The following is a 26,881-nucleotide window of genomic DNA, read 5'->3' as shown; positions in this document are numbered from 1 at the left end:
AATCGATTCCACGCGGGGCGCGTCGCAAGGCATTCGTCTCCTGTCTGTTCATGCCACGACAAAGGGATATTCACGGCTTTTCTGTGCCCGCGAAAAATGACTACGCCGCGAGCGACAGGCTATCTGCACGCCGCAACAGATCCGCGAACGAAGCCGCGCCAAGCTTGCGCATCAGGTCCGCGCGACAGCTCTTGATCGTGCGCTCGGACAGACCCAGATCAGCGGCGATCTGCTTGTTGCGCCGCCCCGCCACGATGCCCGTCAATACCGTTCGCTCCCGGTCTCCCAGATTTACATCGGGGGCCGAGGCAACCGGTGTGGGCAACTCATGCGCCTGCGCGTCGAATGCCGCGTCGAGTGCATCCAGCAAGGTCTCTCGCTCGAACGGCTTGACGAGGAAATCGACCGCGCCCGCCTTCATTGCCTGCACGGTTCGCGGCACATCGCTGTATGCGCTCATGAACACGACCGGCAACGCGCGGGGCTGACGGCGCAGCGCCTGCTGCAAATCCAGGCCGCTCGGGCCGCCCAGTTCCAGATCGACGAGCAAACAACCGCTCCAGCCTTCGGGTTCGCTCACCAGAAATTCGCCGGCCGAGGCGTAAGTCCTCACGGGATAACCGGCCGTACTCAGGAGTCTTTTTAATGCCGACCGCATGGATGCATCGTCTTCGACAACGTGAATCGTCCTGTTGGAATCACTATTCACGACATCACTCCGTCTTTGCCATCTGGATCCGTATTCGATTTCGGATTTAGTGGCTCCCTGGTGATTCACCTCTACCGGCTTATTGCAACTTACATGCATGTAATGCGTTATAGCAATTTATCGTAAGACTTGTTTTAAAGCTGTACACACGGGGCGTTTAAGGACCCAAAGGCCGATGATTTCCCACTTATTGCACTCATAAGCCGAAGCAGATGGAACGATGGTTTCCAATCATTTTTGGAACACTTTTAGATTCCATTCAGCAAATAGAAATAATTGGCACACGACGCGATTGCAAACATTTTTTCAGACGAGCGAATGTGTCCGGCTTATATCGCTTAGGGTTTGGGGCAACGCGCACATGCGCGGCTTCACGATAAGATTCATTTGAACACGGTCTATGGCGCACTATCCCGTTCCGCCCCACCCGGAGCCTCAATGACGCAGCTCGTTCACCATCCCGCGTATCTGTTTATCGTGCTGATCGTTCTGCTTTCCGTCGGGGCGATACTGGGCGCGATCGTCATGCAACGCGTCGTGCCGTTCTCAGACGATGCGCGCGACAACTACAACGTAGTTCAGGGCGCCACGCTCACGCTGCTCGCACTGCTGATCGGCTTTACGCTTTCCATGGCAGTGAGCCGATACGACCAGCGGAAAAACTACGAGGAAGAAGAAGCCAATGCAATCGGCACCGAATATGTTCGCGCCGACCTTCTAGGCTCGCCCGGCGCAGAAAAGGCCAAAGCGCTGCTCGTGAAATATCTCGACTTGCGCATCGTGTATTACCGCACGCGCAATGCGCACGAACTCGAGGCGCTCGGCACCCAAACCACGGCCGTTCAGACGCAGCTATGGGCTGCCGTGCGCGAAGCGGCCGAGGCGCGGCCCACGCCCATCACGGCACTCGCCGTGGCCGGCATGAACGATGTGCTCAATACCCAGGGCTATACGCAGGCGGCGTGGCTCAATCGCATACCCGTTTCGGCATGGGCGCTGATGATGTCGATTGCCTTCTTCAGCAACCTGATGCAGGGCTACGGCGTGCGCGGCAAAACCGGGCGGCGCGTGCTGCTCTTTGTCCTGCCTATCACGGTTTCACTGTCGCTTTCCTTGATCGCCGATATCGACAGCCCCCGTGGCGGCCTGATTCGCGTGGTGCCGCAAAACCTGCTGAGCCTGCAGCAGTCGATGTCGGCGAATTGAGGCCAATCGCACGCCTCAAAAGCTGAGCGCGATCCCCAGCGACGCACCGGAAATGTCTTTGCCGAAGGCATAACGCCCGACAATCCGCAAGCGCGAAAACAGCTTCGTAACCGCGCCGGTGTCGATTTCCAGGCCCGCGCCCAGCGACGTCAAATGATTGAAGCCGAGAATATCGGCCTGACTGCCGAGATAGGTCGAATGCGAGAGTTCGAGCACATAGCGCAGCGGCCGGTGCAGCACCAATAAGCCAGTCGGCGCCCGCCAGCGGGCATAGAGATTGGTCGATTCGGCATTGGCCGATCCGCGCACGCCGCTCGACGACCCAAAGCTTTGCAGATAGATATCCGTGTAGCGCAATTCGAGGTCGAATTCATAGGGTTCCTTGCGCGGATACCAGCCGATCATCAGCGATCCGCCCAATCCATAGGCATTGAGCGATCCGTCCTTGATAAAGGCGACGTTTTTATCGACGCGACGATTGATCAGGAATTGCGCGGCGCTCGCATCGCTCAGCACTTCGCCCAGCGAGAAATTGAAAATCGGCCGGATCACCAGATCTTTCTTTTCATTGAGCGGAAAGTCCCAGCCGATGCCGCCCGTCGCCGCCACATTGGTCCAGCGCGTGGGCAACGCGCGCTGCTGCTGGCCGTCCGAGACAATAAACGTGGGGTCGTAACGCGATCCGCCCAGCGCGCCTTCCAGATATAGCGGGAAACTCGGGCTCAACGTAAAGCCGCCGCCGAGTTGCGTCATGTTGAGCGCGGGATTGCCGGTGGCGCCGTTGCGAATGCCCAGCGAACTGGCGGTCAGATCCGGCGTGACGGTAAAACTCAACAGCGCGAGCACACCGTTGGCGCGCTTTTGCACGTCCGGGCCGGTGATGGCGGGCGCCGAAGGCAGCGTCTGCGCTGGCGCCGGCAAGGCATAGAATCCGCCAGCACCGCAAGCCAGCCCGACACTCGCGATTAGCGCGGCGCGCAGATTTCTGCGTCGATTGACGAGATGCCGGCAGCTGCGCCGCGACCTCACGGACATGGTGTGCCCCACCGTTGAGAACATCGACAGGACCGGCCGCTCTGGCGCAGCAGAACGCCGGGGTGCGAATTGCGCGAGACGACAAACACCGCAGTGCCATGCGCGAGTGTCGTACAGGCGCATCGGCGATGCCATTGGGGTGCGGGGCAATCTACATTGCCCCCGAGGGCAACGGCGTTGCCCCATCTACCGATGGCGAAACCGCGTGACGGCTCCAATACTGAATGTCGCTGAAACGGCGTTGCGCAGCATGCCCTGGCGTTTTCGTGCGCAGCCGTTTTTCCTCCTACCGTCCCGCGACTCGACCGACCATGCACCATTGCGCATCCGCAGCGATCATCGACAGCATCGACGCCCTCGACACCCTCGACACAACGGCAAAGCACGCACCCGTTGCGCCCGCGAATATGGTCCACATTGCGGGCGGCACGTTTCTGATGGGCTCGAATCATCACTACCCGGAAGAGGCGCCGGCGCACAAAGTCCGCGTGCACGACTTCTGGATCGATCGTCATGCGGTGACCAATGCGGATTTCCAGCGCTTCGTCGAAGCGACCGGCTTCGTCACGGCCGCCGAGCGCCCCGCCAATCCCGACGACTATCCGGGCGCGCTGCCTGAAATGCTGGCGCCGTCGTCGGTGGTGTTCGCCAAACCGCCGCATCGCGTCGATCTACGCAATCACTTCAACTGGTGGGGCTATACGGCGGGCGCAGACTGGCGGCATCCGCGCGGCCCGTCGAGTTCGCTCGACGCAATCGCGGATCACCCCGTCGTGCACGTCACGTTCGACGATGCCCAGGCCTACGCGCAATGGGCCGGCAAGGATCTGCCGACCGAAGCCGAATGGGAATTCGCGGCGCGCGGCGGCCTGGAGGGCGCGGAATTCGTCTGGGGCGACGAATTCATGCCGCAAGGCAAGCCGATGGCCAATACCTGGCAAGGCGAGTTTCCGTGGCAGAACCTGCTGGAAGACGGCTACGAATGGACCGCACCGGTCGGCTCGTTTGCGCCCAACGGCTACGGCCTGTACGACATGGCGGGCAACGTCTGGGAATGGACCAGCGACTGGTATCAGGACCACGGCAAGATCGTGAAGGCGTGCTGCACGCTGGACAATCCGCGCGGCGCGAGCGTCGAAGCGAGTGTCGATTCGCGTACGCCGCAGCTCAGAATTCCCCGCAAGGTCATGAAAGGCGGCTCGTACCTTTGCGCGCCCAACTATTGCAGGCGCTATCGCCCTGCCGCGCGCATGGCGCAGCCGGTCGATACGTCCACGTGCCACGTGGGCTTTCGGTGTGTCGTGCGCGACAGCGCCCCCGCCACCGCTTCAAACAGCACTTCCGGTTGAACCCACTGGAGAAACGGTCTGCCGCGCATCCGTCACGCACGGAACCGGCAGGCGATCCGCTACCGGCTGCGGTAGCTCTATCTGACGTCCACGCGAAGTCCACGCAAAGGAGTGTTCCATGGCGGGCAAGAAGAAACCCAACTTCCTGATCCTCTGGGGCGACGACATCGGCCAGTCGAATCTCAGCATTTTCACCAAAGGGCTGATGGGCTATCGCACACCGAATATCGACAGCATCGGCGAGGCAGGCGCGGTGTTCACCGACTACTACGGCGAACAAAGCTGCACGGCGGGCCGCGCCTCCTTCATCACGGGCCAGTGCGGCTTGCGCACGGGGCTGACCAAGGTTGGCCTGCCAGGCGCACCGTTGGGCATGCGCGCCGAAGATCCGAATATTCCCGAACTGCTCAAGGATCTGGGCTACACCACGGGGCAATTCGGCAAGAACCACTTCGGCGATCGCGACGAACATCTGCCGACCATGCACGGCTTCGATGAATTCTTCGGCAATCTCTATCACCTCAACGCCGAGGAAGAACCGGAGTTGCCCGATTACCCGGATGCAAAGGAATTTCCCGACTTTCACAAGAAGTACGGTCCGCGCGGCGTGCTGCACTGCTGGGCAGACGGCAAAGGCGGCCAGAAGATCGACAACACCGGGCCGCTGACCAAAAAGCGCATGGAAACCATCGACACCGAATTTCTGGCGGCGGCGAAGGAATTCATCCAGAAGGCGCATCAGGAAGACAAGCCCTTCTTCCTCTGGTTCAATACCTCGCACATGCACTTCCGCACGCATATCGAGGATCGCATTCGCGGCCAGGCCGGTCGTTGGCAGTCCGAATATCATGACTGCATGGTCGAGCACGACAAGCATATTGGCGAAATGCTGGCGCTGCTCGATCAACTCGGCATCACCGAAGACACCATGGTCATGTACAGCACCGACAACGGTCCGCACATGAACTCATGGCCCGATGCCGGCATGACGCCGTTCCGCAACGAGAAGAACTCGAACTGGGAAGGCGCGTATCGCGTGCCGTGCCTCGTGCGCTGGCCAGGCGTGATCGAACCGGGCACGGTCTGCAACGAAATCGTGAGTCACCTCGACTGGCTGCCCACCATCGTCGAAGCTGCGGGCAATCCGGCCGTCAAGGAAGAGCTGCAAAAAGGCATCGAGGCCAACGGCAAGAAATTCAAGGTCCATCTGGACGGCTTCAGCCTGTTGCCCTACTTCACCGGCAAAGCGAAGAAGCCGGAACGCAAGGGCTTTTTCTATTTCACCGATGACGGCGACCTGGCGTGTCTGCGCTTCGACAACTGGAAAGTCGTGTTCATGGAGCAACGCACGGCCGGCACATTGCGAATCTGGGCCGAACCGCTGGTAACGCTGCGCGTGCCGAAAATCTTCAATCTGCGCACCGACCCCTACGAACGCGCGGATATCACCTCCAATACCTACTACGACTGGCTGCTCGATCACGTGTTCATCCTCGTGCCCGCGCAGGCGGGCGTGGCCGAATTCCTCCAGACCTTCAAGGAATTCCCGCCGCGCCAGAAAGCCGCCAGTTTCGGCGTGGACCAGGTGATCGAAAAGATGATGGATGCGGCCGGCGGCGGCCATCGCTAAGACGTTCCCGCTGCGCATCGGTACGATCCCGGCGGCGCGCAACCACGCGCTGCCGGGACACTCTCCTGCCCGGACATCCATGGACGCCAAGGCCCTGATCCTGCTCGCGCTCCAGTGCGCCATCGCCGCGACGGTCTTCACCTACGGCCTGCAGGCCACACGCGACGATCTCCTTTACATCGCGCAGCGGCCCGGCCTGCTATTGCGTTCGCTGATCGCGATGCTGGTGGTCATGCCGATCCTCGTGGTCGCGAGCGTGTACTACCTCGATCTACCGCAGCCGACCGCCGTGGTGCTGACCGCGCTCGCCATCTCGCCAGTGCCGCCCTTGCTGCCGAAGAAGCACAAGAAAGCGGGCGGCGTCGCGCCCTACGGCCTTGGCCTGCTTGTCGTGCTCGCGCTGGTGTCGATCGTGACCATGCCGCTCTCGGTTGCGCTGTTCAACTGGTTGTTCGCGCAACCTTTGGCAGTCGGTCCGGTATCGATCATGAAAACCGTGCTGACCATGATCGTGGTGCCACTCGCCGTGGGCCTGCTGGTGGCCTCGCTGATGCCTCGCGCCGCGCAGAGGCTGCTGCGGCCCGTACGCCTGATCGCGACGATCCTCCTCGCCGTGGGCGTCCTCGTGCTGCTGGCCGGCACCTGGCGCGCGATCCTCTCTTCCACCGGTCACTGGACGGTGCTGGCCATCGTCGCCTTCGTGGTTGCGGGACTGGCGATTGGCCATTGTCTGGGCGGACCCGAGCAGGAACACGCGTCGGTACTGGCGCTCTCCACCGCTTCACGTCATCCGGCAATCGCACTGGGCATCTCGGCGGCTAATTTTCCCGGCGAGCAATTCGCGCCGACGCTCGTGCTGTACCTGATCCTCTGCACGCTGCTGGCGATTCCCTACGTGAAGTGGCAGCGCGGCCGTTCGGCACTGTCCTCCGACACGCCGTAGCGCCACACCACGAGGTCACATCATGAATCGCGAACGCGAAACCTTGAATATCCCGGATACGCATCTTTCCGCCCCGCTGATTCCCGACGAAGGCACGCTGCAAACGCGCGCGCGCACCTCGCTTGCGGTCGAGCGCACCTTTCTCGCCGCCGAGCGCACGCTCATGGCCTGGCTGCGCACCGCGCTTTCGATGATCAGTTTCGGCTTCACGCTGGCGAAGTTCTTCGAATACGTGGCGGGCCAGCGCGGCGCGCCCATTGTCGGGCGCTTTGGCGCGACCTGGTCGCCGCGCACGGTCGGCACGGCGATGGTCGTGATCGGCACCATCGCGCTGCTGGTGGCCGTCGTGCAGCACCGGCGCCGCGTCGGCGCGCTGCGGCGCGAAGGACTGCTGCCGCAGTGGAATCTCGCTTACTGGGTTGGGATCGCCGTGGCGGCGCTCGGTGCGTTCGCGCTGGGTTCGCTGGTGCTGGACTAATGCACGGTCGCGCCCGCACAATGTCGCCTCGGTCATCAGGACACGTCGCGTGACTGCCATTGCGCCTTTATTTCCGCTTGCGGCCCCATTCGCCATCCTTTCCGCCACTTGCGCGGCATTCGCCGCGACGAATGTCGATTCCGCCGCGCTCATGCTCTCGTTTTCGGCATCGGCGAAACCTTTCAGACTGTTTGCCGCCTTCGTCGTCACGGGCATCGCGGTGATTGTCGCGAGTCTGCTGATCGGCTTCGCGGCCAGTGCGGTCGAGATTCCTTCGCGCTATTTCGGCATCGTGCCGCTGTCGATCGGGCTGATCCAGCTTGCGCAGGGTATCCGGCGCAGCGACGGGCAGACGCCATCGCAACCGGACGTACCCGTGATGTTGTCGATGGTCGCGATGATGTCGGCCTTTCTGTCCGTGAGCACCGACAATCTGCTGATTTTCGCGGCCGTGTTTGCCAGAAATGGCACGAGCGTCGCGCCGTGGATCGGCGCGACGCTCGTCGCACTGTACGTGCTGATGGGATGGCTGGGCACCTGGGCCGGCGCCCGGCTGGTACGCGTGAACGTGAAATTCCGTGCTGTAGCGCCGGCGATTACTGCGTGCGTAGGCTTGACGGCGCTACTGGCATGACGGCTTTTAACCCACGGCCAGCGTCGCCGCTTCGGCGCTTGCCAGCATCTGCGTGAGCGAAGCCGCGTGCGTCTGCGGCGCGTCGATCACGAACAGGTCATCTTCCAGCGCGCGCGCCAGCTGGAAGCGCCCATCCAGCCACGCGCGCAACGCCGCCTCGGACGTAATCACGATATTGCTGTGCAACGCATCTTCCGTGGCCGTGACGTCGGGCATCTCCGGCACGATATCCGGATCGAAACCTACGGTCGTGGCGTGAAAAAAGCCCCACGTATCGTTTTCGATCAGCAAAACGTAGAAGTCCGGCAGTGCCAGCAGCGCCGCCTCGCCGTGCGCAGTTTCGACCCGCGCCTGCAGCAGGTTCAGCGCTTCGATGGCCGACAGGCGCATGCGGGCGGCCGAAAGCGCGCCTTCGGTGGTATCGACCGCATCGATCAGCCCCGCATCGATCGCCTTGCGGGCCGCCACGGCAATCTTCAGCGCCAGCGGATGCCCGACGCTGAAATCGAGCTTGAAATTACAGATCGCGCACATGGCATCCCCTCAAGGCGTGACGATGTTGAACCAGAAGTCGAACGTATCGAGCCACGAAACGAATTCGCCCAGTTTCTGGCTGTCGCCGTCGATTTTGGCATTGCCGCCCATGACGAGCTTCTGCATGTTGGTCTTGCCCATCATGATTTCGTTGAGATCCGCGCGCGTCATCGTGACGGTCGCGTCCGCCGAATTCGAACTCGTGTTCGCCGTGTAATGCAGCGCGCTGTTCTGCACGCCCAGCACGTATTTCTCTTTCGTATCGGTGAGCACCAGATTGAACGAAGCGGTTTTGCCGTTGGCGCGGTCGCCGTTCAGACGGATGCCGAGATAATCGAGGAACATGTCGAGCGGCATCGCCTGGATCGTGTCCGGGCTTTGCGGCTGCGGCGCAGGAAGCTGCTGGATGCCGCCGCGCAATTCCTGCGCACCCGTGAGATAGAAGTTGCGCCATGACGCCGATTCCGCCTGATAGCCCAATTGCTCGTAAGCATCGGCCAGCAGCTGTTTCGCCGACGTATTCTGCGGCTCCGCGAAAACCACGTGATTCACGACTTCCGCGACCCACCGGTAATCGCCCTTGCTGTAGTAGCCGTGAGCCTTGCTCAGCACCGCCGCCGATCCACCCATGAATTCGACATAGCGCTTGCCCGCTTCGGTCGGCGGCAAGCGATGCAGATTGGCGGGCACGCCATCGAAAAAACCCAGCCGCAGATTGTATTGCGCCACGGCGTCGTGATAGACCGTGCCGTAATAACCGCGGCAATACCAGTGTTTCGCGAGGCTATCGGGCAGACGAATGGATTCGCCGATTTCCAGCGGCGTCATGCCCTTGTTGGCCATGCGCAGAACCTGATCGTGCAGATAGCGGTACATGTCCCGCTGCGCGCCGAGGAACGCCACCACGCGATCATTGCCCCACGTCGGCCAGTAGTGCGAAGCAAAAACCACCTGCATATCGCCACCGAACATATCGAGCGACGATTGCAGATATTTCGACCAGAGCAGTGCATCGCGCACTTTCGCGCCGCGCAAGGTGTACAGATTGTGCAGCGTGTGGGTCGCGTCTTCAGCCGCGCAGAACGCCTTGAATTTCGGCAGATAGAACATGAATTCCGAGGGCGCCTCCGATTCCGGCGCCATCAGCACGACCAGTTCCACGCCGTCGAGCGTGAGCTTTTGCCCGGTCTTTTCGGCGAACATGGTCGGCACGGCCAGCGTGATCGTGCCCACCGATGTCGTCTTGCCGAGACCGCCATCCACGATGCCCGTGGGACTGCGCGGCAGCAGCGAGCCGTACATATAGCTCGCGCGTCGCCCCATCGCATTGCCCGCGATGATGTTCTCGCCCACCGCCGCTTCGGTAAAGCCTGCGGGCGCAACGATCTGCACCTTGCCGGCTTTCAGGTCGTCGTCGCTGACGAGGCCGCGCACACCGCCGTAGTGATCCACGTGACTGTGCGTGTAGATGACGTGCGTAATCGGGTGGTCGCCGAGGTGCGGAATAACGAGTTGTTTCCATACCGTCGACGCCACATCGGTCGTAATGAACGGATCGACCACGATATAGCCGCGGTCGCCGCGAATGATGCTCATGACGGACAGATCGTAGCCGCGCACCTGCCAGATGCCATCGACGACCTTGAAAAGACCGTGGTTCATGTTGAGCTTGGCGTTACGCCAGAGGCTCGGATTCACGGTCGGCGGCGCGTTGTTTTCCGGGCCGCCCTGTACGAAGGCGAATTGCTGCAGATCCCAGGCGTGCGTGCCGCCGGGACCGGGAATCACGACCGGCTCGGGCAGCGTCGCCACGAGCCCGCGTTTGGCGTCTTCGAAGTCCTGTGCATCGCCGAACGACAGAAACTCGGCATATTGCTTGTTCACCGCGAGCGTCGCGGCCGTGGCGGGCTTGGCTGCTCCGGTGGTCGGCGTCGCCGCGTGCGCGACCTGACTCAGAGTCTCTCCGACGACACCGGACAGGCCGGTTGCCACGCTGGTAACGGCGACGTTTTTGAGGAATGCCCTGCGACCGCCTGACTTTGCATCGTCGTCCGAGTGCGACATGACCACCTCCGGTTATTCAAGGAAATGACAGGCGCTGGGCGCGTGTCAGCGTTGCTCGAGAACTTCTCGGGGATTTTTCGCACAATCGCCGGGCCGCGACTATCGGTACTTGGGGCAACCGGATTGCCCTGAAGGGCGATTGAGTTTCGGTGGTGATCCAATGGGCATGCAGGCCGAGTAACAAGAATAAAGTCTGAAATCGCGCAGGCGATTGCCTGCAAGTGCAAAGTCGCCTGTCGATCACAGCGCGGCCTCGATCGAGACTGAATCGTCGATGAACGGCTTCGGGCCGTAGCCCGGCTCTTATGCCTCGCCTTGCGATAAAACCACTAGCATTTGACACTCTGCAAACATGTCGATACAATTCGCGCCGCGGGGTGGAGCAGTCTGGCAGCTCGTCGGGCTCATAACCCGAAGGTCACAGGTTCAAATCCTGTCCCCGCAACCAAAAACCTTCTAAAGCTTTCTGCGCATTAGCCCATTTTCAGGAACAAGATTTTTCTTTGAATGTGTGCGCAAAGTGGGCGCTGGCCGTGTGAAACGGCGAAATGCAGCGCCCTGACAAGCCCGCTCCAAGCGGGCTTTTTGCTTTTTTGCGCTTTCTCGATGCCGTCGAAAATGATTCGGCAGATAGCGATGCCTGGCGGATTTGCACCTGAGTGCCGACGAGGCGTTCAGGCCGTCGGGCGAAACGCCTGGCATTCGACGTCGCTCGTATTTCGGGCAGGCGCAGCAAAACCTAGAACTGCGCCGTCAACTGAAAACCGACCGTCCATCGTGCAGTAGGAAATCCTTCAGGTTTGTAGATGGGCGTCCCCGCGAAAAGGTCGTAGGACACGCCAACAACTTTCGTCGGCACGCCGCCGCGAATGCCAATCACAGCGCCTGCAAGTTGCGTCCCCGCCAGTGCAGCCGTGTTTGGTCCGAACACGCGCCCGTAGTCGAGCCCCGCGTACAACGTCTGTCCCGTCTGGAATACCGGCCATTGCAGCTCGTTACGCCAATAGAAACCGCGTTCGGCTGCGAGCATGGTTTCGCCGTCGAAGCCTCGCACGGTGTATCGGCTGCCGATGGTCAGGTCGTCGATGTAGAACAAGGTGTCGTTCGTGAACTGGCCGTGGAATGTGGTCACATACTTGAACGGCTGGTTTGCGATGGCAAACGGAACGGCAAGGTTCGCGTCGAGCACAGTCATGTGGAATCGGTACGTTGGGCCGTCAACATATGGGGCAGGCGTCGCGCCAAGCCCGCCGATGCCCTGACGATACGCGAGCGTGCCATCGAACTGCGCCGCGCCGAAATAATGACGGTCGGTTGCGCCGAGTTCCAGAAACGTGTTGTTGCGCGCCTGTGTCGGGATCGTCGTGTCGTCGATGAAGCTGTCACCGAAACGCTTCGATAGCTGAACGTATCCGCCAAGCACATCGTTCTGACCGCGCGACAGAACACGCGCGATGCGTAGTGCCGCAGTCTGTGAATTGCCGCTCGATACAAACGTCTGGTTCACGCCGGCGATGTTCTGGTAGTAGGTGTTTGTGTTGCCCGACAGGGTGGCCGTCCAGTAGCCAAATGGGATGGAGTACGAACCATTGAACCCGTGCGAACCAAGCGATTTGTTGCCGAACGACAAATCCTGATTCGCGCCGACCGTGAACACGTCGTTGAGTCCAAGCGGGTTATCGACGCCAAGGCTGACGTTGCCTTGCCATTTTCCCGTCGATGACGTGCCCGAGTTGTCGATCGAAGCAACGAACGTCCAGGGCTTCGCGCGCCTCACTGTCACGACGACATCGCTTTCGCCAGGGATGTCGGTCGGCTCGATCTTCATGTCCACGTCTTGCGACGCGACGCGCTTCATCTGTTCCAGACCTTGCTCAAGATCGCGCATGTTGAGCACGTCGCCACCGCTGACCGGAAACGCGTTTTTCCACGTTCCCCACATGGAAGGATCGGCGAGCCGGACCTGCCGCACCAGACCCGGCACGAGCGCGAACGACAGCACGCCCGTCGTCAAATCCTGCTGCGGCACGAGCACACGCGTGGTCACATAGCCGCGACTCAGCACGGCCTGCTGCAAACCCTTACTCAATATGTCGATGCCTTGCTTGCCGACGCATTGCCCCTTGTAGTGGTCGAGCCATTCGCGCGCGAAGGCGAACGGGTCGAGCGGCAGAGCCGATGCGCCTTTCGCGTGCGCTGCGGCCGATAGCGTGTCAGGAACGTCGAGCGCGAACCGATCAATGCGAAAGCACGGCGTTTCGGCCGGCAGCGCGGGAAAGGCTTCGACCTTCTGCAAGGTCGAGCGCACGGCCGGCGCCTGTACCGCCGCTTCGCGCTGCTGTGCGTCGCGGCGCTGCTGCTGGTTCTGTTCGGTTTCGATGCCGCCGAGGCTTTGCCCCTGCACATTGGGCGCGAGCGCGACCAAAGCCGATAGCGGCAGCGCCGCCAGGCTCTTTCTGATTTTCATAGGAGATGCGAGATAGAGCCGGACCCTGTCAGGAGTCCGACGTGCTGATTAACGTGCGTGCGGATGGTTAATAGTCGATATCAACGACGTGACCTTTGGTAAAGCCACGTTATCAAGGCGCATATCGGAACGGCGAACACTGCGAACCTTACCCACTTGTACAATCGGTCGATCTGTGGAAAGTAGGAGCTTCCTCGTAGCCATGCCAGAGCAGGCCAAAAAAGCAACTCAAAAAACGCTGCTCCTACAATAACAATCACCAGAAAGAAAATGAAAAAATAGGCGTATTGCTTCATTTCGTTCTTGAAACTACTCATTTCTTTGGCGCCTTAACTGGAGGATTGACAATAATTCCCATAGTGCCGCTCGTGCCTTCTGAGCCCATCGCACCGATCACTGTGCCGCCGAGCGAAGGTAATACGTTGGGAGGGACGTACTTGGATACACCCATTCCGATATCCACCCATTCTGCTCGATACCAAGGATTCAATATGCTGTTCATGCTACTTTCCGTCCAGCCGCCTGCCTTGTAGCCCACCGCTGTTCCCGCTGCGGCTCCAGCCATGCTCAAGTTAGGGTTGTCCCCCTTGATCGCAGAGCCTGCAGGAGCGCCGCCGGTATTGATAAGCAGACCGGGCAGGAAATCTGTACCAAAGGTCAAAGCGCCCGTTACGGCGGCCATACCAACGTCGACGGGACTAATTTGTCCATTGTTGAAGCCATACTGAGCCGCGCTGTTGACCGTCGCTCCGATACCACCACCAGCGATCATTCCGCCAATCGCCGGCACGCCACCGGCAACCAACCCGCCAGTTGCTATCATGGCCGCGCCAGCTATGGCCGTGCTTACCGGATTGTTCTTGACGTTGTTCTTCACAAGGTCGTTGTACGTCACTCCCTTGTTTAGCTGACCCTGTCCCGCATCATAGGCTTGCTGATTGCTCGCGATGTACTGGCTGTTGTAGCTATGATTAGCGTACTGCGGGTCATTTTTGTAGCCGTCGCAGTTCAGGTTCTGGCATCCAATGATTGCGCGAACCTGGTAATCGTGTACGCCTCCCGCCGCATCCGAAGTCTGCTGGTCGGAGTTACGAAGCATTTCGGCCACGATCCGACCTTCGGCTTCCTGTTCACTGATGCCAAGCTGCTTCGCGACGATCTTTGCGTCCTTCTTTGCCAGCGCGTACTCGTCGGGATGCAACTGCCGATTGAACCGGTCGACGTCGTATCCCGAAACCGCACCCGCATTACCGCCAATAGCACCACCTGCACCCGTCGCGATTGCGTTTGCGACGATGTTCCCGAGTACGGTATTCACGTCGCCGCTGCCGGTCGGATTCGCGCCGGCAATCGCGCCACTCAGTTCGTTCAGCTTGCCAGCTGCGATAGAGGCGATAGCCGCACCCGCCGCACCGCCCACGGCGTTTGCGCCCGCGAGCCCCGTCACGATAGCCGCACCCGCCGCCTGCATTTCCGCGCGCGCAATGCCGCCCTCCTTCCATGCGTCCATGCCGGCCTGATCGCCATTCGCTTTCGCCTCGTCGTACTTCGATTGCGCGAAGTCGCCGACGCGCCGCGAGACCGCTTCGCCTGCGGCACTCGCCGCCGCCATCGTGTCAGCCTGCCGGTCGAGCAGATTGTTCACGTCAGGCAGTTTCGCGACCGTGCCGTTCGTGTTCGTCGTATCCCGCGACAGGCTCGCAACATCCTGCGTCTGGTGGGCCGCGTCCGTCACGCTGATCGCGCTGCGCGTCGTGGCGCTATCACTGCCACTGTCGTTCTGGCTCAACATCGATGCGACACCTCCCGTATTCGAGCCTGATGTGTTGCCATGCGTTGCGTAGTTCGAACCGCCGTCGCCCAATGTCACGCCGCCGCCGATGCCCCCCGAATGCGCGTTGTAGCTCGAACTGTTCTGGATATCGCTGAACGTGAGCGTACCGGTCGAGAGGTTATTGTTCGCTGCGTCCGCCGTGCTAACAATCGTCGCTCCTTTCAGGTCGGTATGGCCTTTCACGTTGACGTTGAATCCGCCATCTCCCGCCTGAATGCCGGCAATCAGAACTGCCCGGTAATCTGGAACCCGACCGTCCAGCGTGCGGTCGGGAATCCTTCAGGCTTATAGATCGGCGTTCCGGCAAACAGGTCATACGAGACGCCAACAACTTTCGTCGGCACGCCGCCGCGAATGCCAATCACAGCGCCCGCCAGTTGCGTCCCCGCCAGTGCCGCCGTGTTCGGCCCGAACACGCGCCCGTAGTCGAGCCCCGCGTACAACGTCTGGCCCGTCTGCAATACCGGCCATTGCAGTTCGTTACGCCAGTAGAAACCGCGTTCGGCTGCGAGCATGGTTTCGCCGTCGAAGCCGCGCACGGTGTATCGGCTGCCAATGGTCAGGTCGTCGATGTAGAACAGCGTGTCATTCGTGAACTGGCCGTGGAATGTGGTCACATACTTGAACGGCTGGTTTGCGATGGCGAACGGAACCGAGAGGTTCGCGTCGAGCACAGTCATATGGAAGCGGTACGTCGGGCCGTCGATGTAGGGGTCCGGCGTCGCGCCAAGGCCGCCGATGCCCTGACGGTAGGCGAGCGCGCCGTCGAACTGCGCGCCACCGAAGTAATGCCGGTCGGTCGCGCCGAGTTCCAGAAACGTGTTGTTGCGCGCCTGTGTCGGGATCGTCGTGTCGTCGATGAAGCTGTCACCGAAACGCTTCGATAGCTGAACGTATCCGCCGAGCACGTCGTTCTGACCGCGCGACAGCACGCGCGCGATGCGCAGCGCCGCAGTCTGTGAATTGCCGCTCGATACAAACGTCTGGTTCACGCCCCCGATGTTCTGGTAGTAGGTGTTGGTGTTGCCCGACAAGGTCGCCGTCCAGTAGCCGAATGGAATGGAGTACGAACCATTGAACCCGTGCGAACCAAGCGATTTGTTGCCGAACGACAAATCCTGATTCGCGCCGACCGTGAACACGTCGTTGAGTCCAAGCGGGTTATCAATGCCAAGGCTGACGTTGCCTTGCCATTTTCCCGTCGATGACGTGCCGGAATTGTCGACCGACGCGACGAACGTCCAGGGCTTCGCGCGCCTGACCGATACGACGACATCGCTTTCGCCAGGGATGTCGGTCGGCTCGATCTTCATGTCCACGTCTTGCGACGCGACGCGCTTCATCTGTTCCAGACCTTGCTCAAGATCGCGCATGTTGAGCACGTCGCCGCTGCTCACGGGAAATGCGTTTTTCCACGTTCCCCACATCGAAGGATCGGCCAGCCGGACCTCTCGCACCAGACCCGGCACGAGCGCGAACGACAGCGTGGCCGCCGTCAAATCCTGCTGCGGCACGAGTACACGCGTGGTCACATAGCCGCGACTGAGCACGGCCTGCTGCAATCCCTTGCTCAATATGTCGATGCCTTCTTTGCCGACGCATTGCCCCTTGTAGTGGTCGAGCCATTCGCGCGCGAAGGCGAACGGGTCGAGCGGCAAAGCCGATGCGCCTTTCGCGTGTGCCGCGGCCGGGAGTGCGTCAGGCACGTCGAGCGCGAACCGGTCGATTCGAAAGCACGGCGTTTCGGCCGGCAGCGCGGGAAAGGCTTCAATCTTCGTTACAGCCGAGCGCACGGCGGGCGCTGATACTGCGGCTTCGCGCTGCTGTGCGTCGCGCCGCTGCTGCTGGTTCTGTTCGGTTTCGATGCCGCCGAGGCTTTGCCCCTGCACATTGGGCGCGAGCGCGACCAAAGCCGATAGCGGCAGCGCCGCCAGGCTGTTTCTGATTTTCATTGCGAGAAGTCTTTCTAAATCATGTCCGTCAAGCGTTGTCTGACGCGGAGACCCTGTATATAAGGTCGAATCCGGCACCCTGAACAATTTCGCGAGCTTTCCCGATGAAGTGCAACGCCTCGGACGATGGCTCATATTTCATCGCTATCTCGATCTGTTGTTTGCACCCCTTCGAATCGGGGTAGTGCTGCTCCAACTCGCCACCTTCAAGAAAGCGAAGATAGCAATTGATTTTCTCCTGTAGCAGAAGCAAGTGTTCTCCTACAGGTGAAGTCCATTCGAGATGATCGGTAATGACTAGGGTTGCGATTCCCTTGCTCGGATCAACGCCGATAATATCGACCACATTTTCATCAAGGATTGACATGGTTTTCGTACACGTTATTTCGGACAAGTTACGTGCCTCAACTGCATGCGGCCTTCATGTCTGCGTGGGAGCCATCCAAATTGCTCGACGTTGATTGGTTGTCCGCAGATGAAGCACACGTTCGGCCATCCATGAGCGCGCCAGTTAGCAATGTCCTGAAAGTCTGCTCCGTTTCCATACGCTGTCCACTCGTATTGAGACATACCTAGTAGATCTTTTACAGGAACGGTTCTGTTCATATCGTGCAAAATCTCGCTGAGAATGTCTTCGGCGTTCTCTTCGTTAATTTTGCCTTCGATGAGGTCTTGCAGTACGTCGTACTTTTTCATGGATTTAACGATTATTCAACTTTCGTTCAGGAACGGCATCCTTATACGGATCACCAGTCCGAACGGCTTCCACCCATGCTCTCGCTCGAACTTCGTTATACCGTGCTCAATGAGTGGCCATACGCCACAAGCTACTCGTTTTTGTTCCATGACTTACGCTAGGCCGCCGCGTCGTATCAGTTGAGAAACTATTTCCTCGTCCGAATCAACGGACATGACAGGATCACTATAGCCATCGATGTCGTCGCTCAACCACTGCTCACTGCAGCGCTTGACGTGAAATCGGACAACGATGGTAAGTTCATCTGCCGAAATGATCGCGGTTAAGTGGAGCGGCGAATCGGACGCGTTCCATAGAAAAAATAGTTTGTTCACTAACAGAATCGCCTGCGCAACAGGCTCCTGTTTCTCATAGTCCTCTACATGCAGCGAATTTACGAAACACTCGTAGCCTGTACAATCTTGGAAGTCGGCTCGCTTTGCGTTCGTCAATTTCTCCGCGAATGAACGGAGTAGATAACATTCCTGCTTTTTCACGAAGCCAGCGTCTGCGATTGACTTCAGGGGGGCAATCAACGGATTCCCGAACGTCAACGTATTTAGTATTTCCTTCATGCCAGCATTGGCTTTCATCATTTACCTCCCAAATACTTGTTGAGCCCTTTCTGAATTGCGGCGCTGAAATTTGGATCATTCAGCAATTTGTTCACGGAGTTCGGTGCATCTTGGAACGAGTTCGTGCTTGGATCATAGAGATACTTATTGCCTTGGTTGTCCTGGTAGTGTATTTGACCAGGGCGTTGACCAGGGTTAGGATTCTCCACGTCAATCCGTTCGCTTCCACCACCTTTCCAGATCGTTTTGCTTGCAATCTGCGGGCCATTTTCACCAAGCATTGAATCGTTGGTGTCGTTACTTTTCGGTGGCTGACCGCCTTTAGCAAGAATCGAGTTTGCGGGCAGCAAACCCGGAGTTCCTAACGCAGCATTCGCTGCAGTCGACTCTGCCAGCACCACCCCAGGGCTCGCCGTAGGCGGCACGCCGCCGCCCATGCCAACAATCGCATTCAGGCCGTTTGCAATGCCTTGCATCGCCAGTGAGAACAGCGTCGGCGATTTCTTCCCAGGGTCGCCCGTCAACGCGCGTTCATCATCGACTGACTGGTTATACAGGTGGACGTTCGACGCCATCGCCGCGCCTGCCGTACCGCCGACCGCAGCGCCGCCTACGCCCGCGGCAATGTTGGCCGCGAGATTGCCAATCAGGTCCGACCCCGTCGCCGATGCTACACCCTTCGAGATATCGTTCAGTGAACCGGCCATCTTCGACGCCAGACCTGCTCCAGCCGCGCCGCCAATTGTACTGAACGCGCTACCGCCGCCGAGCCCGCCAATCATCGCACCGCCCGCAACGTGCAGTTCGGCGCGTGCATCGCCGCCTTCCTTCCAGTTGTTGTAGTCAGCCGCCGCTGCGGCCATGCCAGCGCTGTCGCCGCGGTCGGACGCTGCCTTGTAGGCCGCCGCCGCGTCGTCGCGCTTCATGTCGGCATACGCACCGATACCTTGCGACACCGTCTGGCCCGCAGCCTGTGCAGCCGCCATCGTGTCGGCCTGCTGATTCAGGATGGTGTTCACGTCCGGCGTCTTTGCAACCGTGCCGTTCGTGTTCGTCGTGTCGCGCGACAGGCTCGCAATGTCCTGCGTCTGGCCTGCACCGTTCGTCACATTGATCGTGCCCGCACTGATTGCGCTGCGCGTCGTTGCGCTCGAATCGCCGTTTTCGTTCTGCGAAATCATCGGCGCTACGCTGCCCGAACCCGGCACTGAGCCAGGGCCGACCGCCTTGCCTGTGCTCGGGCCGACGCCCACGCCCGCACTGATGCCGTTGCTGTTCGCGCTATAGTGCGACTGGTTCTGGATGTCGCTGAACGTGAGCGTGCCAGTCGTCAGGCTGTTCTTCGACGCGTCGGCCGTGCTCGATATCACGCCGCCTGTCAGGCCCGTGTCGCCTTCGACGTTGACGTTGAATCCGCCATCGCCTGCATTAATCCCAGCCTGTTCGTTCACGCCTGCATAGTTCGAATCCGCGTGTCCATTCTGTGCGCTGAAACTCGCGCTACCTCCGCCCTGGCTGATCGTGAATCCGCCGCCCGTGCTGCTCTGGTGCGCGGCGCTGTTCGTCACGTCCTGAACGCTCGTGATGTTCAGATTGCCGCCCACATCCGCCGCGATCTGCTTGCCGTTGATCTGCGAGCCGATGATATTCGTATCGCCGCCTGATATCACCGTGACGCTGTTCGAGCCGTTCACATGCGAAGCATTCTGGATCGACGCATCGCTGTTCGCATCGCCGTGCGCGTTCGCCATCGCGGCAGATACGCCAAAGCCGCCGCCCAGGGTGTACTGCACGCCGACACTCGCGCTGCTGGAACTGTTCGAGCTACGCGTCGAATCCGTGTCGGTCGTGTTGATGACGTTCACGTTGTTCTTCGCTGCCAGAATAACGTCGCTCGCGTTCACGTTCGACCCGGCGATAGTCAGGTCGCCACTGGTTGCCACGAATCCCGCTGTGCCGCCTGCCTGCACATTGGAGCCGCGATGCGTCGTCTGGTCTTCGGACGACTGGCTTTCGCTCTTGCTCGATCCAATGCTGACCTTGATGCCGATGTCGGGCTTGCCGTCCGGCGTCATGCCGGAGCTGGTCAAGCCCGCCAGACCGATATCGCCCGCTGCGGCGATGCTGTGCAGCGCCGCAGCGCGGTCGTTGCCGGTGCTGGTGGAATTCTTCGCCGCCTGGCTTTCCGAATACGCGTTGTTGATCGCGTCGCCTACCGAACCCGCCAGACCAATTGTCAGACCGCTACTGCTGGTCTTCTGCGTCTGCGCCTGGTGCGAGGTATCAGTTGCCGCGTCGATGATGACGTTCGCCGCCGTGCCCGCGAGATTGCCGCCCGCGACCAGGTCGCTGCCCGTAACGTGCAGGGTGTTGCCCGCCTGGATCGACAGGTCGCCGTTGATCGAGCCGACCGTGCTCGCGTTGTTCGTGACGCTCGACGCGTCATTCGTCGTCGCGAGCTTGTTGGTGCCGACCGTGACAGTCAGGCCACTCGTCCCCAGGCCCGTGCGCTTCTCCTGATAGCTGCTGGACGACTGCATGGTGTCCTGCGTGGTCGTGATGTTCACGTCATGTGCAGCCGTTAGCGCAACATTGTTCGTGCCCGCAATCGTGCTGCCCGCGACGTTGAGATCTTTGCCGCTGCTGATTGCCACGCCATCAGCCGAAACCATGCTGCCCTGTGAGAGCGTAGTGGTCGTGTTGCTCGAACTGGATACTTCCTTGCCACTCACGACATTGCTGTGCTTGTGCTGTTCCTGTGAATTCTCGACGTGCGTTTCCGTGGCTGCGCCGATGTTGACGTTGCCTGCTGCCGCGAGCGTGGCGGTTCCCTTGTCGAGACTGATCGCGCTGCCGGTAACGTTGATATCCTTGCCCGATGCAACGGTCAGCGAGTTGCCCGCGTTGAGCGTGGTCGCCGTGAGCGAATCGTCCGAGCGGTGCAACGACTCCGAGTAGCTGCCGTGGCTGTCGCTGCCCGAACTGTTGCTATCGGTGGTCGACGTGGCTTTAGCCGCCTGTAAGGTCACATTGCCGTTTGCTGCAACGACGCCGCCGCCTGCGAGATTGATGTTCGCACCGGTCGCCGTCAGGTCGCCGCCGACGCCAATCACCGACATGCCGCCGACGTTCACGGAACTCCCAGTCGTCCGGTTGAGATCCGTATTCGACACGCCGTTCGCGCGCTCGACGATCTTGTGCTCGCCGGTCTGCACCGCGCCGATATCGTAGTTGCCGCCCACGGCCATCCCGAGATTGCCGCCGACGTTCAGATTGCCCGCGTTCTGTTCGACGTTGCCGCCCGTCACGATGACCGCATTGCCAGCGACGTTCAGGTTCGCAATAGGGCCGAGCGTCGTCGTGGTACGCGTCGCGCCGGTCGCGCTGACCTGGTCGACCGTCTTGATCGCCGTGTTCAGCAGCAGGTCGCCGCCTGCATTCAGCGCAAGGCTGCCAGCGTTCACCGTTGCAGAAGTCAGATCAACATTGCCCTTCGTCGTCAGCGACATCAAACCGCCGCTTTGCAGCGTGCCGAATGCGTTGTCGATCTGCTGCCCCTGAATCGACATCGTGTTTCCAGCCTGCACCGTGCCGCTGTTCGTGAACGTCTGCGCGTTCTGGATGTCGATGTCGGTCGCCGCAATCAGCGGGCCGTTCATGTTCTGCTGGTTGGCCTTCGCAAGGTAGACAACCGGCACGAGCACCGACTGACCATCAACCACTTCCGTCTGCATGATGACAACGTTGCTGGTCAGCGCCGCGACCTGTTCCGGCGACAGGCTCATGCCCAGCGGCAGGTTCAACGTCTTCGACAGCGACGCGCCCGCATCGAGCATCGCCTGATACATCGACTGAAGATCGGTGTACGGGCCGAGTACCGCCTTGCCGGTCAGCGACGTAATCTGGTTACGCACAAGCTGCTGCTCGTAGAAGCCATCGCCCAGGCGCTTTTCGGTCGTCTGCGGATTCAGGCCAAGCTGTTGCAGGTAGTAGTCGCTCGAGATGAACGTCTTCTGGTTCGTGAAGGCCGGATTCGTCTCGATGAGATAGGTTGCGCCCGGAGCCGTCGCGGGGCTGAACAATCCGCCTGCGGGTATCGAGAGGTTTTGCAACACGCTCTGCGCGGTGGCGCTCGCAATCGCCGGATCGACCATGCTGCCGCCGCCATTGACCGACGCTGCGCCCGATTTGCCGCCGCTCGCATTGCCGCTGATACCGTTGACGCTCACGCCCGACATCGCCTGACCCGGCGCGAGATTCAGCGACGGCACGCCCGCATTACCCGCCGTGTTGTCGATGCTGATGCCATTGCCCGAGAGCGTGCCGCCCGCCACAAAGCTCGACTCATACGATGGCAGCGCGTAGTTGCGGATATCGGCGGGGGCGTTGCAGTTCGCTGCGCAGAATGAGTAAGTCCAGTCCGCGATGCTGTGGTCGTAGTTCGTGTAGTGATACTGCCCCGAGTACGTGACCTGCACGCCAGGCGCGGCCTGACCCTGCCAGCTGTTCTGGTCGAGCGATACCGGCGCGGCGATATTGCCGACCGCCGCCACCGCGCTCCAGTAGTTCTGGAACAGACCAACCGACGAGGCATCAAGATTGCCGCCCGCAATGATCTGCCCTTGCGGACTGATGCCGGCGATCAGGTTCGCGAGCGCAGCGCCCGTGTAGGTCGTGTACTGGTAGCCGCTGTTCCACTGGCCGCCGTGTGGCGGCTCGATGTAGGCGCCGCCGATGGCATTCGGGTCGCCTTGCGTTGACCAGCCCACATAAGGATGCCCCGCCGAACAGGCGTTCATGTCCAGCGCCGTGCAGCCGGACAGGCTGATGCCGAGTTGCGCAAGCAGATCAGGATCGACGGACTGGTTCAAGCCCGTCGTTGTCATCGTCGTGCGGGTGTTCGTGACCTGACCGGCGTGCAGTTCCATGTCGCCCGCCGATTCGATCAACGCTGACTGGTTGCGGATCAGGCTCGCGTTCGTGTAGTTACCGTTCGCGTCCTTGCCGCCTGCGAGCACCACCTTGCCGAGACCGTAGATGGCCGTCGTCGCCTGGGTGTCGGTGGCCGTCGTGTCGTCGCGGCTCTCGATGTCGTTCGACAGCAGTTCGAGCGTGCCGTTGCTGTCCGTCGCGCCAATGAGCGCAGTCGGCCCCGTGTTCGACAGCGATTGCGTGGCGTTCAGCGAAACGCTGCCGCCGACCATCGTGCCCGTGTTCTCCAGCGTGTTCGAGTGTGTCGCGAGCGTGCCGCCCGCCATCATGACGCCGCTGTTCTGGATATCGGCGGCGTTGATGTTCAGGTTGTTCGCGGCTTCAACGAACGCGCCGTTGCTGAACGTGCCCGGCAGGGTAAAGGTCAGGTCATGACCGGCGTTGAACTGGACATCGGGCGTGGGTGCGAAATTGCCGCGAACGCTCACTGCAACGTCATTCGCCGCGCTATAGGCGCCGCCACCCATGAGGGTCGCGGCGTTCACGGCAAGATTGTGTGCCGCACCAATCTGGCCGTTCGCATTCGTGACCGCGCCTGTCGTCGTGATCGCGACATCGCCGCTCGAACCCGCGAAGCTGCCAATCTGGCCGCCGCTGTTATCGACGGTATCGCCTTGCAGCGTGACGCCCGCGCCGCTGATCTGTCCACCGCGCTGGCCATTCTGCGTGTTCACGAGCGCCGATGTGTTGACGCTCACGTTGCCATTGCCGGTTATCACGCCGCCACTGTTCACGGTCTGGCTGCCGCCTTGCACGGTCACGTCGCCCGTGCCGAGATTGCCAACCAGGCCGTTCGTGTTGTCGACCGACGCGGCCTGAATGGCGAGCGTGCTGGTGTCGCCCGCCGCGCCCGTGCCGGACTGGATTTGCCCGCTGGTATTGGTCAGCGTGCCGCCACTTGCGAGCGACAGCGACGAAAGCGAACGGACCGAGCCTTGCGTGTTGTTCAGGTTGCCCGCGATGCTCGCCGCGATATTGCCTTGCGCTGCGAGCACGCCGTTGGCGTTGTTCAGACTCGCCGCGCGTGCTGCGATCTGGCCCGCCGAGATGATCCTGCCGCCGACGTTCGAAAATGAACCCGCGCCGTTACCGGGTTGAATCGTCAACGTGCCGGTGCCGGCGTCGATGATCGAACCACCATCGTTGTTCAATGCACCCGGAGCAAGCGTGAAATCCGTGCTGTTGGTTTGCAGCGTGCCGCCGTTCGAGTTGTCGAACGTACCGCTCACAGTGAAGCCGGTTGCTGACGCGCCATACTGCGTGATGGAACCACCGCGATTCATCAGGTCAGCCGCTTTCAGCGCAAGCTGGTTTGCCTCGATGTCACCGCTGCTGTTGTCGAGCGTCGCGCCGGTCGTCAGTGTGAGGTCGGGCGCGACAATCGAGCCGCCGCTATTGGTCAGCGAGCCCGTGCTGATGGTTTCCTTCGTGCCCGCACCGATCTGGCCGCCGTTGTTGTTGAGTGTGCCACTCGCGATGCCCGTATCTGCGTTCGACAGCAGTTTGCCGTTCGTGTTGTCGAGCGCGCCGCCAACATTCGCCGTCAGTCCGCTCTGACCAATGATCGAGCCGGACGTGTTATTGAGCACGCCGCCCTGGATCGAAACGCGGCCGTTCGTGGCAATCCTGCCGCCGACGTTCGAGATGGCGCCCGCGCCGTTACCGGCGTTGATCGACAGCTTGCCGCTCCCGGCATGCGTAATCGTGCCGCCATCGTTATCGAGCGTGGCCGGCGCAAGCGTGAGGTCCGTGCTGTTGGTTTGCAGCGTGCCGCCTGCCGAGTTGTCGAGCGTGCCGGTCACGTCGAGCGTGGTCGCGCCGGTTCCAGTCTGCGTGATCGTGCCGCCGTGATTCACGAGGCTGGCCGCGTGCAGCGTGAACTGGTCGGCGCTCGCAGCGCCCCCGCTGTTGTCGACCGTCGCCGCAGATAACGTGAGCGCACTTGCCGCGCCGAACAGACCGGCGTTCGTGAGCGTCGTACCCGCCGAAAGCGTCATATCCGCATTGGTCGCAAATGTGCCGCTGTTGAACAGGGTCTGCACGGCGCGCGCAATCAGCGACTGCACCGCCGTAATCGACCCCGCGTTCGCAATCTGTGCGCCTTGCAACGTAACCGCGCCGTTGCCACCGATACTGCCGCCCGCGCCGTTGTTGAGCAGACCGGTCGTCGTGATGGAAACGCCGTCTGCGTTCAGCGACGCGATGGTGCCACCAGAATTGTCGAGCGCCCCGCCCGACGAAGCGAGCGCGCCTGCGGCCTGCATCGTGCCGCCCTGGTTGTTCGTCGCGCCCGTGACCGTTTCGGTGAGCGTGCTACCCGACACAATCTGCCCGCCGCGATTCGACACCGCGCCCGCCGTGATGCTCTGCGCACCGCTCGACGACATCGCGCCGTTATCGTTCGTGAGCGTGCCCGCCGCGCGCGTGTCGAGCGTGCCGCCCGCGGTCGTCGTCGCGCCCGACAGGTTCAAATCGCCGCTGTTCGCAGCCAGCACAAGCGCGCCGTTAGCCGAATTCGTCGCGCCCGCAAGATTGAGCGCCGCGCCGCTCACGCCCGCATTGCCGCCCGCGACATTGCGGCCCGTCGCCGTGACGGCGCCCGTCGCATTCACATTCAGGTCGCCGGACTGCGCGAGCGAGCCGTCGCCATTCACGCCCGCCGCGAGCGTACCGCTCGAACTCACCGAACCGGCGCTCGCGCTCGTGTTCTGCTGTGCGGCCACCATGCCGCTGTTCGTCAGCGCGCCGGCCGTCGCGAGGCTCACGTTCTGCCGCGCGTAGGTCGTGCCGCTGTTGTCGATACCGTCGTGTGCGTTCGCAACGATATTGCCGCTCGCGTTCGTCTGGCCTGCCAGCACCAGCTTGCCCGCCGATGTCAGCACGAGGTCACCCGATTGCGCCGCCGCGACGCCCTTGAGCGAAATCCCGACGCCAGCTTCCGTGCCGACGAGAACGATACGATTGGCGTACATGCCACCGAGATTGCTCACGTCGATCGAAACGCCAGGCGCTGCGCCATCGCCTGCAATCGCGGTCGTGTTGAGCGTGTCGTAGTCGACGCTGTTCGCGCCGGTCACGACGTTCAGGCTGTTCTTCGCGTAGACCGCCGCGTTGGCCTGCACGGCGCGCGCGAGCAGATCGACCTGATCGACGCCCGACGCGTTCAGCCCCGCGCCGCTGATCGTAATGTTGCCGCCCGTCACATTGAAGCCCGCAACGGAGCCATCTGCCGCGTAATTCGGCGTGCCGGTCGTCAACGTTGCCCGGCTCGTGTTGATGAATGTCCCACCGTTGACCGAAATGCCCGAGGGATTGGCCAGAATCACATTCGCGCGTTGGCCTGCCACTTCCAGCGCGCCATTGAATTGCGACGCGCTGGCGCTGTTGACCTGGTTGACGATGACCTTCGCGGCCTGTCCCGGAGCGAAGTTCGGATTGCCGTTAATCATGCCGCCGAGTTGCGACTGCACCATCGTCGGCGAGTTGTTCAGGAGCGCGCCGCGCTGCTGTACGTCGAACTGGTTATACGAATTGACCGACACGCCCGCGCCAGACGGCCGGTTGATGTTCACCTGCTCCAGCCCGTTGGGCGTCTGGATGACGTTCGGCGCGTGAGCACCGCCCGCAACGATCTGTGCGAACGACAGCATCGGCGCGACGGCCAGCAGCGCTGCAGGAAGAAGGCGACGCAACGCCAGGCGCATTGACGTAAAACCCAACGCGCGACCTGTTACACGCGTCTC

General features: G+C 61.1%; 17 protein-coding genes and 1 tRNA gene. 7 read left to right on the top strand and 11 right to left on the bottom strand.

The genetic code is table 11. The annotated features are described in order from the left end of the window. Positions 1-100: 100 nt before the first annotated feature. Complete coding sequence (locus G3N59_RS16975; RefSeq protein ID WP_205983780.1) at positions 101-808, bottom strand: response regulator; 708 nt, start codon at positions 806-808, stop codon at positions 101-103. A gap of 339 nt (positions 809-1,147) precedes the next feature. On the opposite strand from G3N59_RS16975, the gene G3N59_RS16970 reads away from it, so the two are divergent. After that, positions 1,148-1,915, top strand: coding sequence for a hypothetical protein (locus tag G3N59_RS16970; protein WP_205983779.1), 768 nt, complete (start codon positions 1,148-1,150; stop codon positions 1,913-1,915). A gap of 15 nt (positions 1,916-1,930) precedes the next feature. Here the strand turns inward: G3N59_RS16970 and G3N59_RS16965 are convergent, their stop codons facing one another. Next, on the bottom strand, positions 1,931-2,836 hold the full coding sequence (locus G3N59_RS16965; protein WP_241023500.1) for a hypothetical protein: 906 nt from the start codon (positions 2,834-2,836) through the stop codon (positions 1,931-1,933). Between the two features lie 425 nt (positions 2,837-3,261). Here G3N59_RS16965 and G3N59_RS16960 point away from each other — a divergent pair, with 425 nt between their 5' ends. The 5 genes from G3N59_RS16960 to G3N59_RS16940 all read left to right on the top strand — a co-directional run bounded on the left by G3N59_RS16960 (position 3,262) and on the right by G3N59_RS16940 (position 7,984). Continuing rightward, on the top strand, positions 3,262-4,299 hold the full coding sequence (locus tag G3N59_RS16960; protein ID WP_205983778.1) for a formylglycine-generating enzyme family protein: 1,038 nt from the start codon (positions 3,262-3,264) through the stop codon (positions 4,297-4,299). Positions 4,300-4,417: 118 nt separating this feature from the next. Continuing rightward, positions 4,418-5,929, top strand: a complete 1,512-nt coding sequence (locus G3N59_RS16955; RefSeq protein WP_205983777.1) for an arylsulfatase — start codon at positions 4,418-4,420, stop codon at positions 5,927-5,929. Positions 5,930-6,008: 79 nt separating this feature from the next. Continuing rightward, on the top strand, positions 6,009-6,872 hold the full coding sequence (locus G3N59_RS16950) for a hypothetical protein (RefSeq protein ID WP_205983776.1): 864 nt from the start codon (positions 6,009-6,011) through the stop codon (positions 6,870-6,872). 22 nt (positions 6,873-6,894) lie between these two features. Then, positions 6,895-7,350, top strand: a complete 456-nt coding sequence (locus G3N59_RS16945) for a DUF202 domain-containing protein (RefSeq protein WP_205983775.1) — start codon at positions 6,895-6,897, stop codon at positions 7,348-7,350. Positions 7,351-7,399: 49 nt separating this feature from the next. Beyond that, complete coding sequence (locus G3N59_RS16940; RefSeq protein WP_205983774.1) at positions 7,400-7,984, top strand: hypothetical protein; 585 nt, start codon at positions 7,400-7,402, stop codon at positions 7,982-7,984. Between the two features lie 6 nt (positions 7,985-7,990). Here the strand turns inward: G3N59_RS16940 and G3N59_RS16935 are convergent, their stop codons facing one another. Both G3N59_RS16935 and G3N59_RS16930 read right to left on the bottom strand, forming a co-directional pair. After that, positions 7,991-8,518: a hypothetical protein gene (locus G3N59_RS16935; protein WP_205983773.1), complete on the bottom strand. Its 528-nt coding sequence runs from the start codon at positions 8,516-8,518 to the stop codon at positions 7,991-7,993. 9 nt (positions 8,519-8,527) lie between these two features. After that, positions 8,528-10,582, bottom strand: a complete 2,055-nt coding sequence (locus G3N59_RS16930; RefSeq protein WP_205983772.1) for an alkyl sulfatase dimerization domain-containing protein — start codon at positions 10,580-10,582, stop codon at positions 8,528-8,530. A gap of 371 nt (positions 10,583-10,953) precedes the next feature. Between G3N59_RS16930 and G3N59_RS16925 the strand changes: the two genes are divergently transcribed. Further along, positions 10,954-11,030, top strand: a tRNA-Met gene (locus tag G3N59_RS16925). Positions 11,031-11,321: 291 nt separating this feature from the next. Here the strand turns inward: G3N59_RS16925 and G3N59_RS16920 are convergent. The 7 genes from G3N59_RS16920 to G3N59_RS16890 form a co-directional block, all read right to left on the bottom strand. After that, entirely contained in the window at positions 11,322-13,049 is a 1,728-nt protein-coding gene (locus G3N59_RS16920) for a ShlB/FhaC/HecB family hemolysin secretion/activation protein (protein ID WP_205983771.1), read from the bottom strand. Between the two features lie 313 nt (positions 13,050-13,362). Continuing rightward, a complete protein-coding gene (locus tag G3N59_RS37055) occupies positions 13,363-15,066 on the bottom strand; it encodes a hemolysin (protein ID WP_346777897.1) in 1,704 nt (567 codons plus the stop codon). A 41-nt stretch (positions 15,067-15,107) separates the two neighbouring features. Next, positions 15,108-16,835 carry a ShlB/FhaC/HecB family hemolysin secretion/activation protein gene (locus tag G3N59_RS16910; protein ID WP_205983770.1) on the bottom strand — a complete coding sequence of 576 codons (1,728 nt, stop codon included), beginning with the start codon at positions 16,833-16,835 and terminating at the stop codon, positions 15,108-15,110. Between the two features lie 28 nt (positions 16,836-16,863). Then, entirely contained in the window at positions 16,864-17,202 is a 339-nt protein-coding gene (locus G3N59_RS16905; RefSeq protein WP_205983769.1) for a DUF6572 domain-containing protein, read from the bottom strand. A 14-nt stretch (positions 17,203-17,216) separates the two neighbouring features. Beyond that, positions 17,217-17,531, bottom strand: coding sequence for a hypothetical protein (locus tag G3N59_RS16900; RefSeq protein ID WP_205983768.1), 315 nt, complete (start codon positions 17,529-17,531; stop codon positions 17,217-17,219). Positions 17,532-17,684: 153 nt separating this feature from the next. Continuing rightward, a complete protein-coding gene (locus G3N59_RS16895) occupies positions 17,685-18,167 on the bottom strand; it encodes a hypothetical protein (protein ID WP_241023499.1) in 483 nt (160 codons plus the stop codon). Beyond that, on the bottom strand, positions 18,164-26,830 hold the full coding sequence (locus G3N59_RS16890; protein ID WP_241023512.1) for a hemagglutinin repeat-containing protein: 8,667 nt from the start codon (positions 26,828-26,830) through the stop codon (positions 18,164-18,166). The genes G3N59_RS16895 and G3N59_RS16890 overlap by 4 nt, the downstream gene beginning before the upstream one ends. Between the last annotated feature and the right edge of the window lie 51 nt (positions 26,831-26,881).

The organism is Paraburkholderia sp. Ac-20340, from assembly GCF_017104965.1.
Taxonomy (GTDB): domain Bacteria; phylum Pseudomonadota; class Gammaproteobacteria; order Burkholderiales; family Burkholderiaceae; genus Paraburkholderia.
The sequence above is the reverse complement of the archived record's forward strand: the minus strand, read 5'-3'. Positions and strand labels throughout refer to the sequence as shown.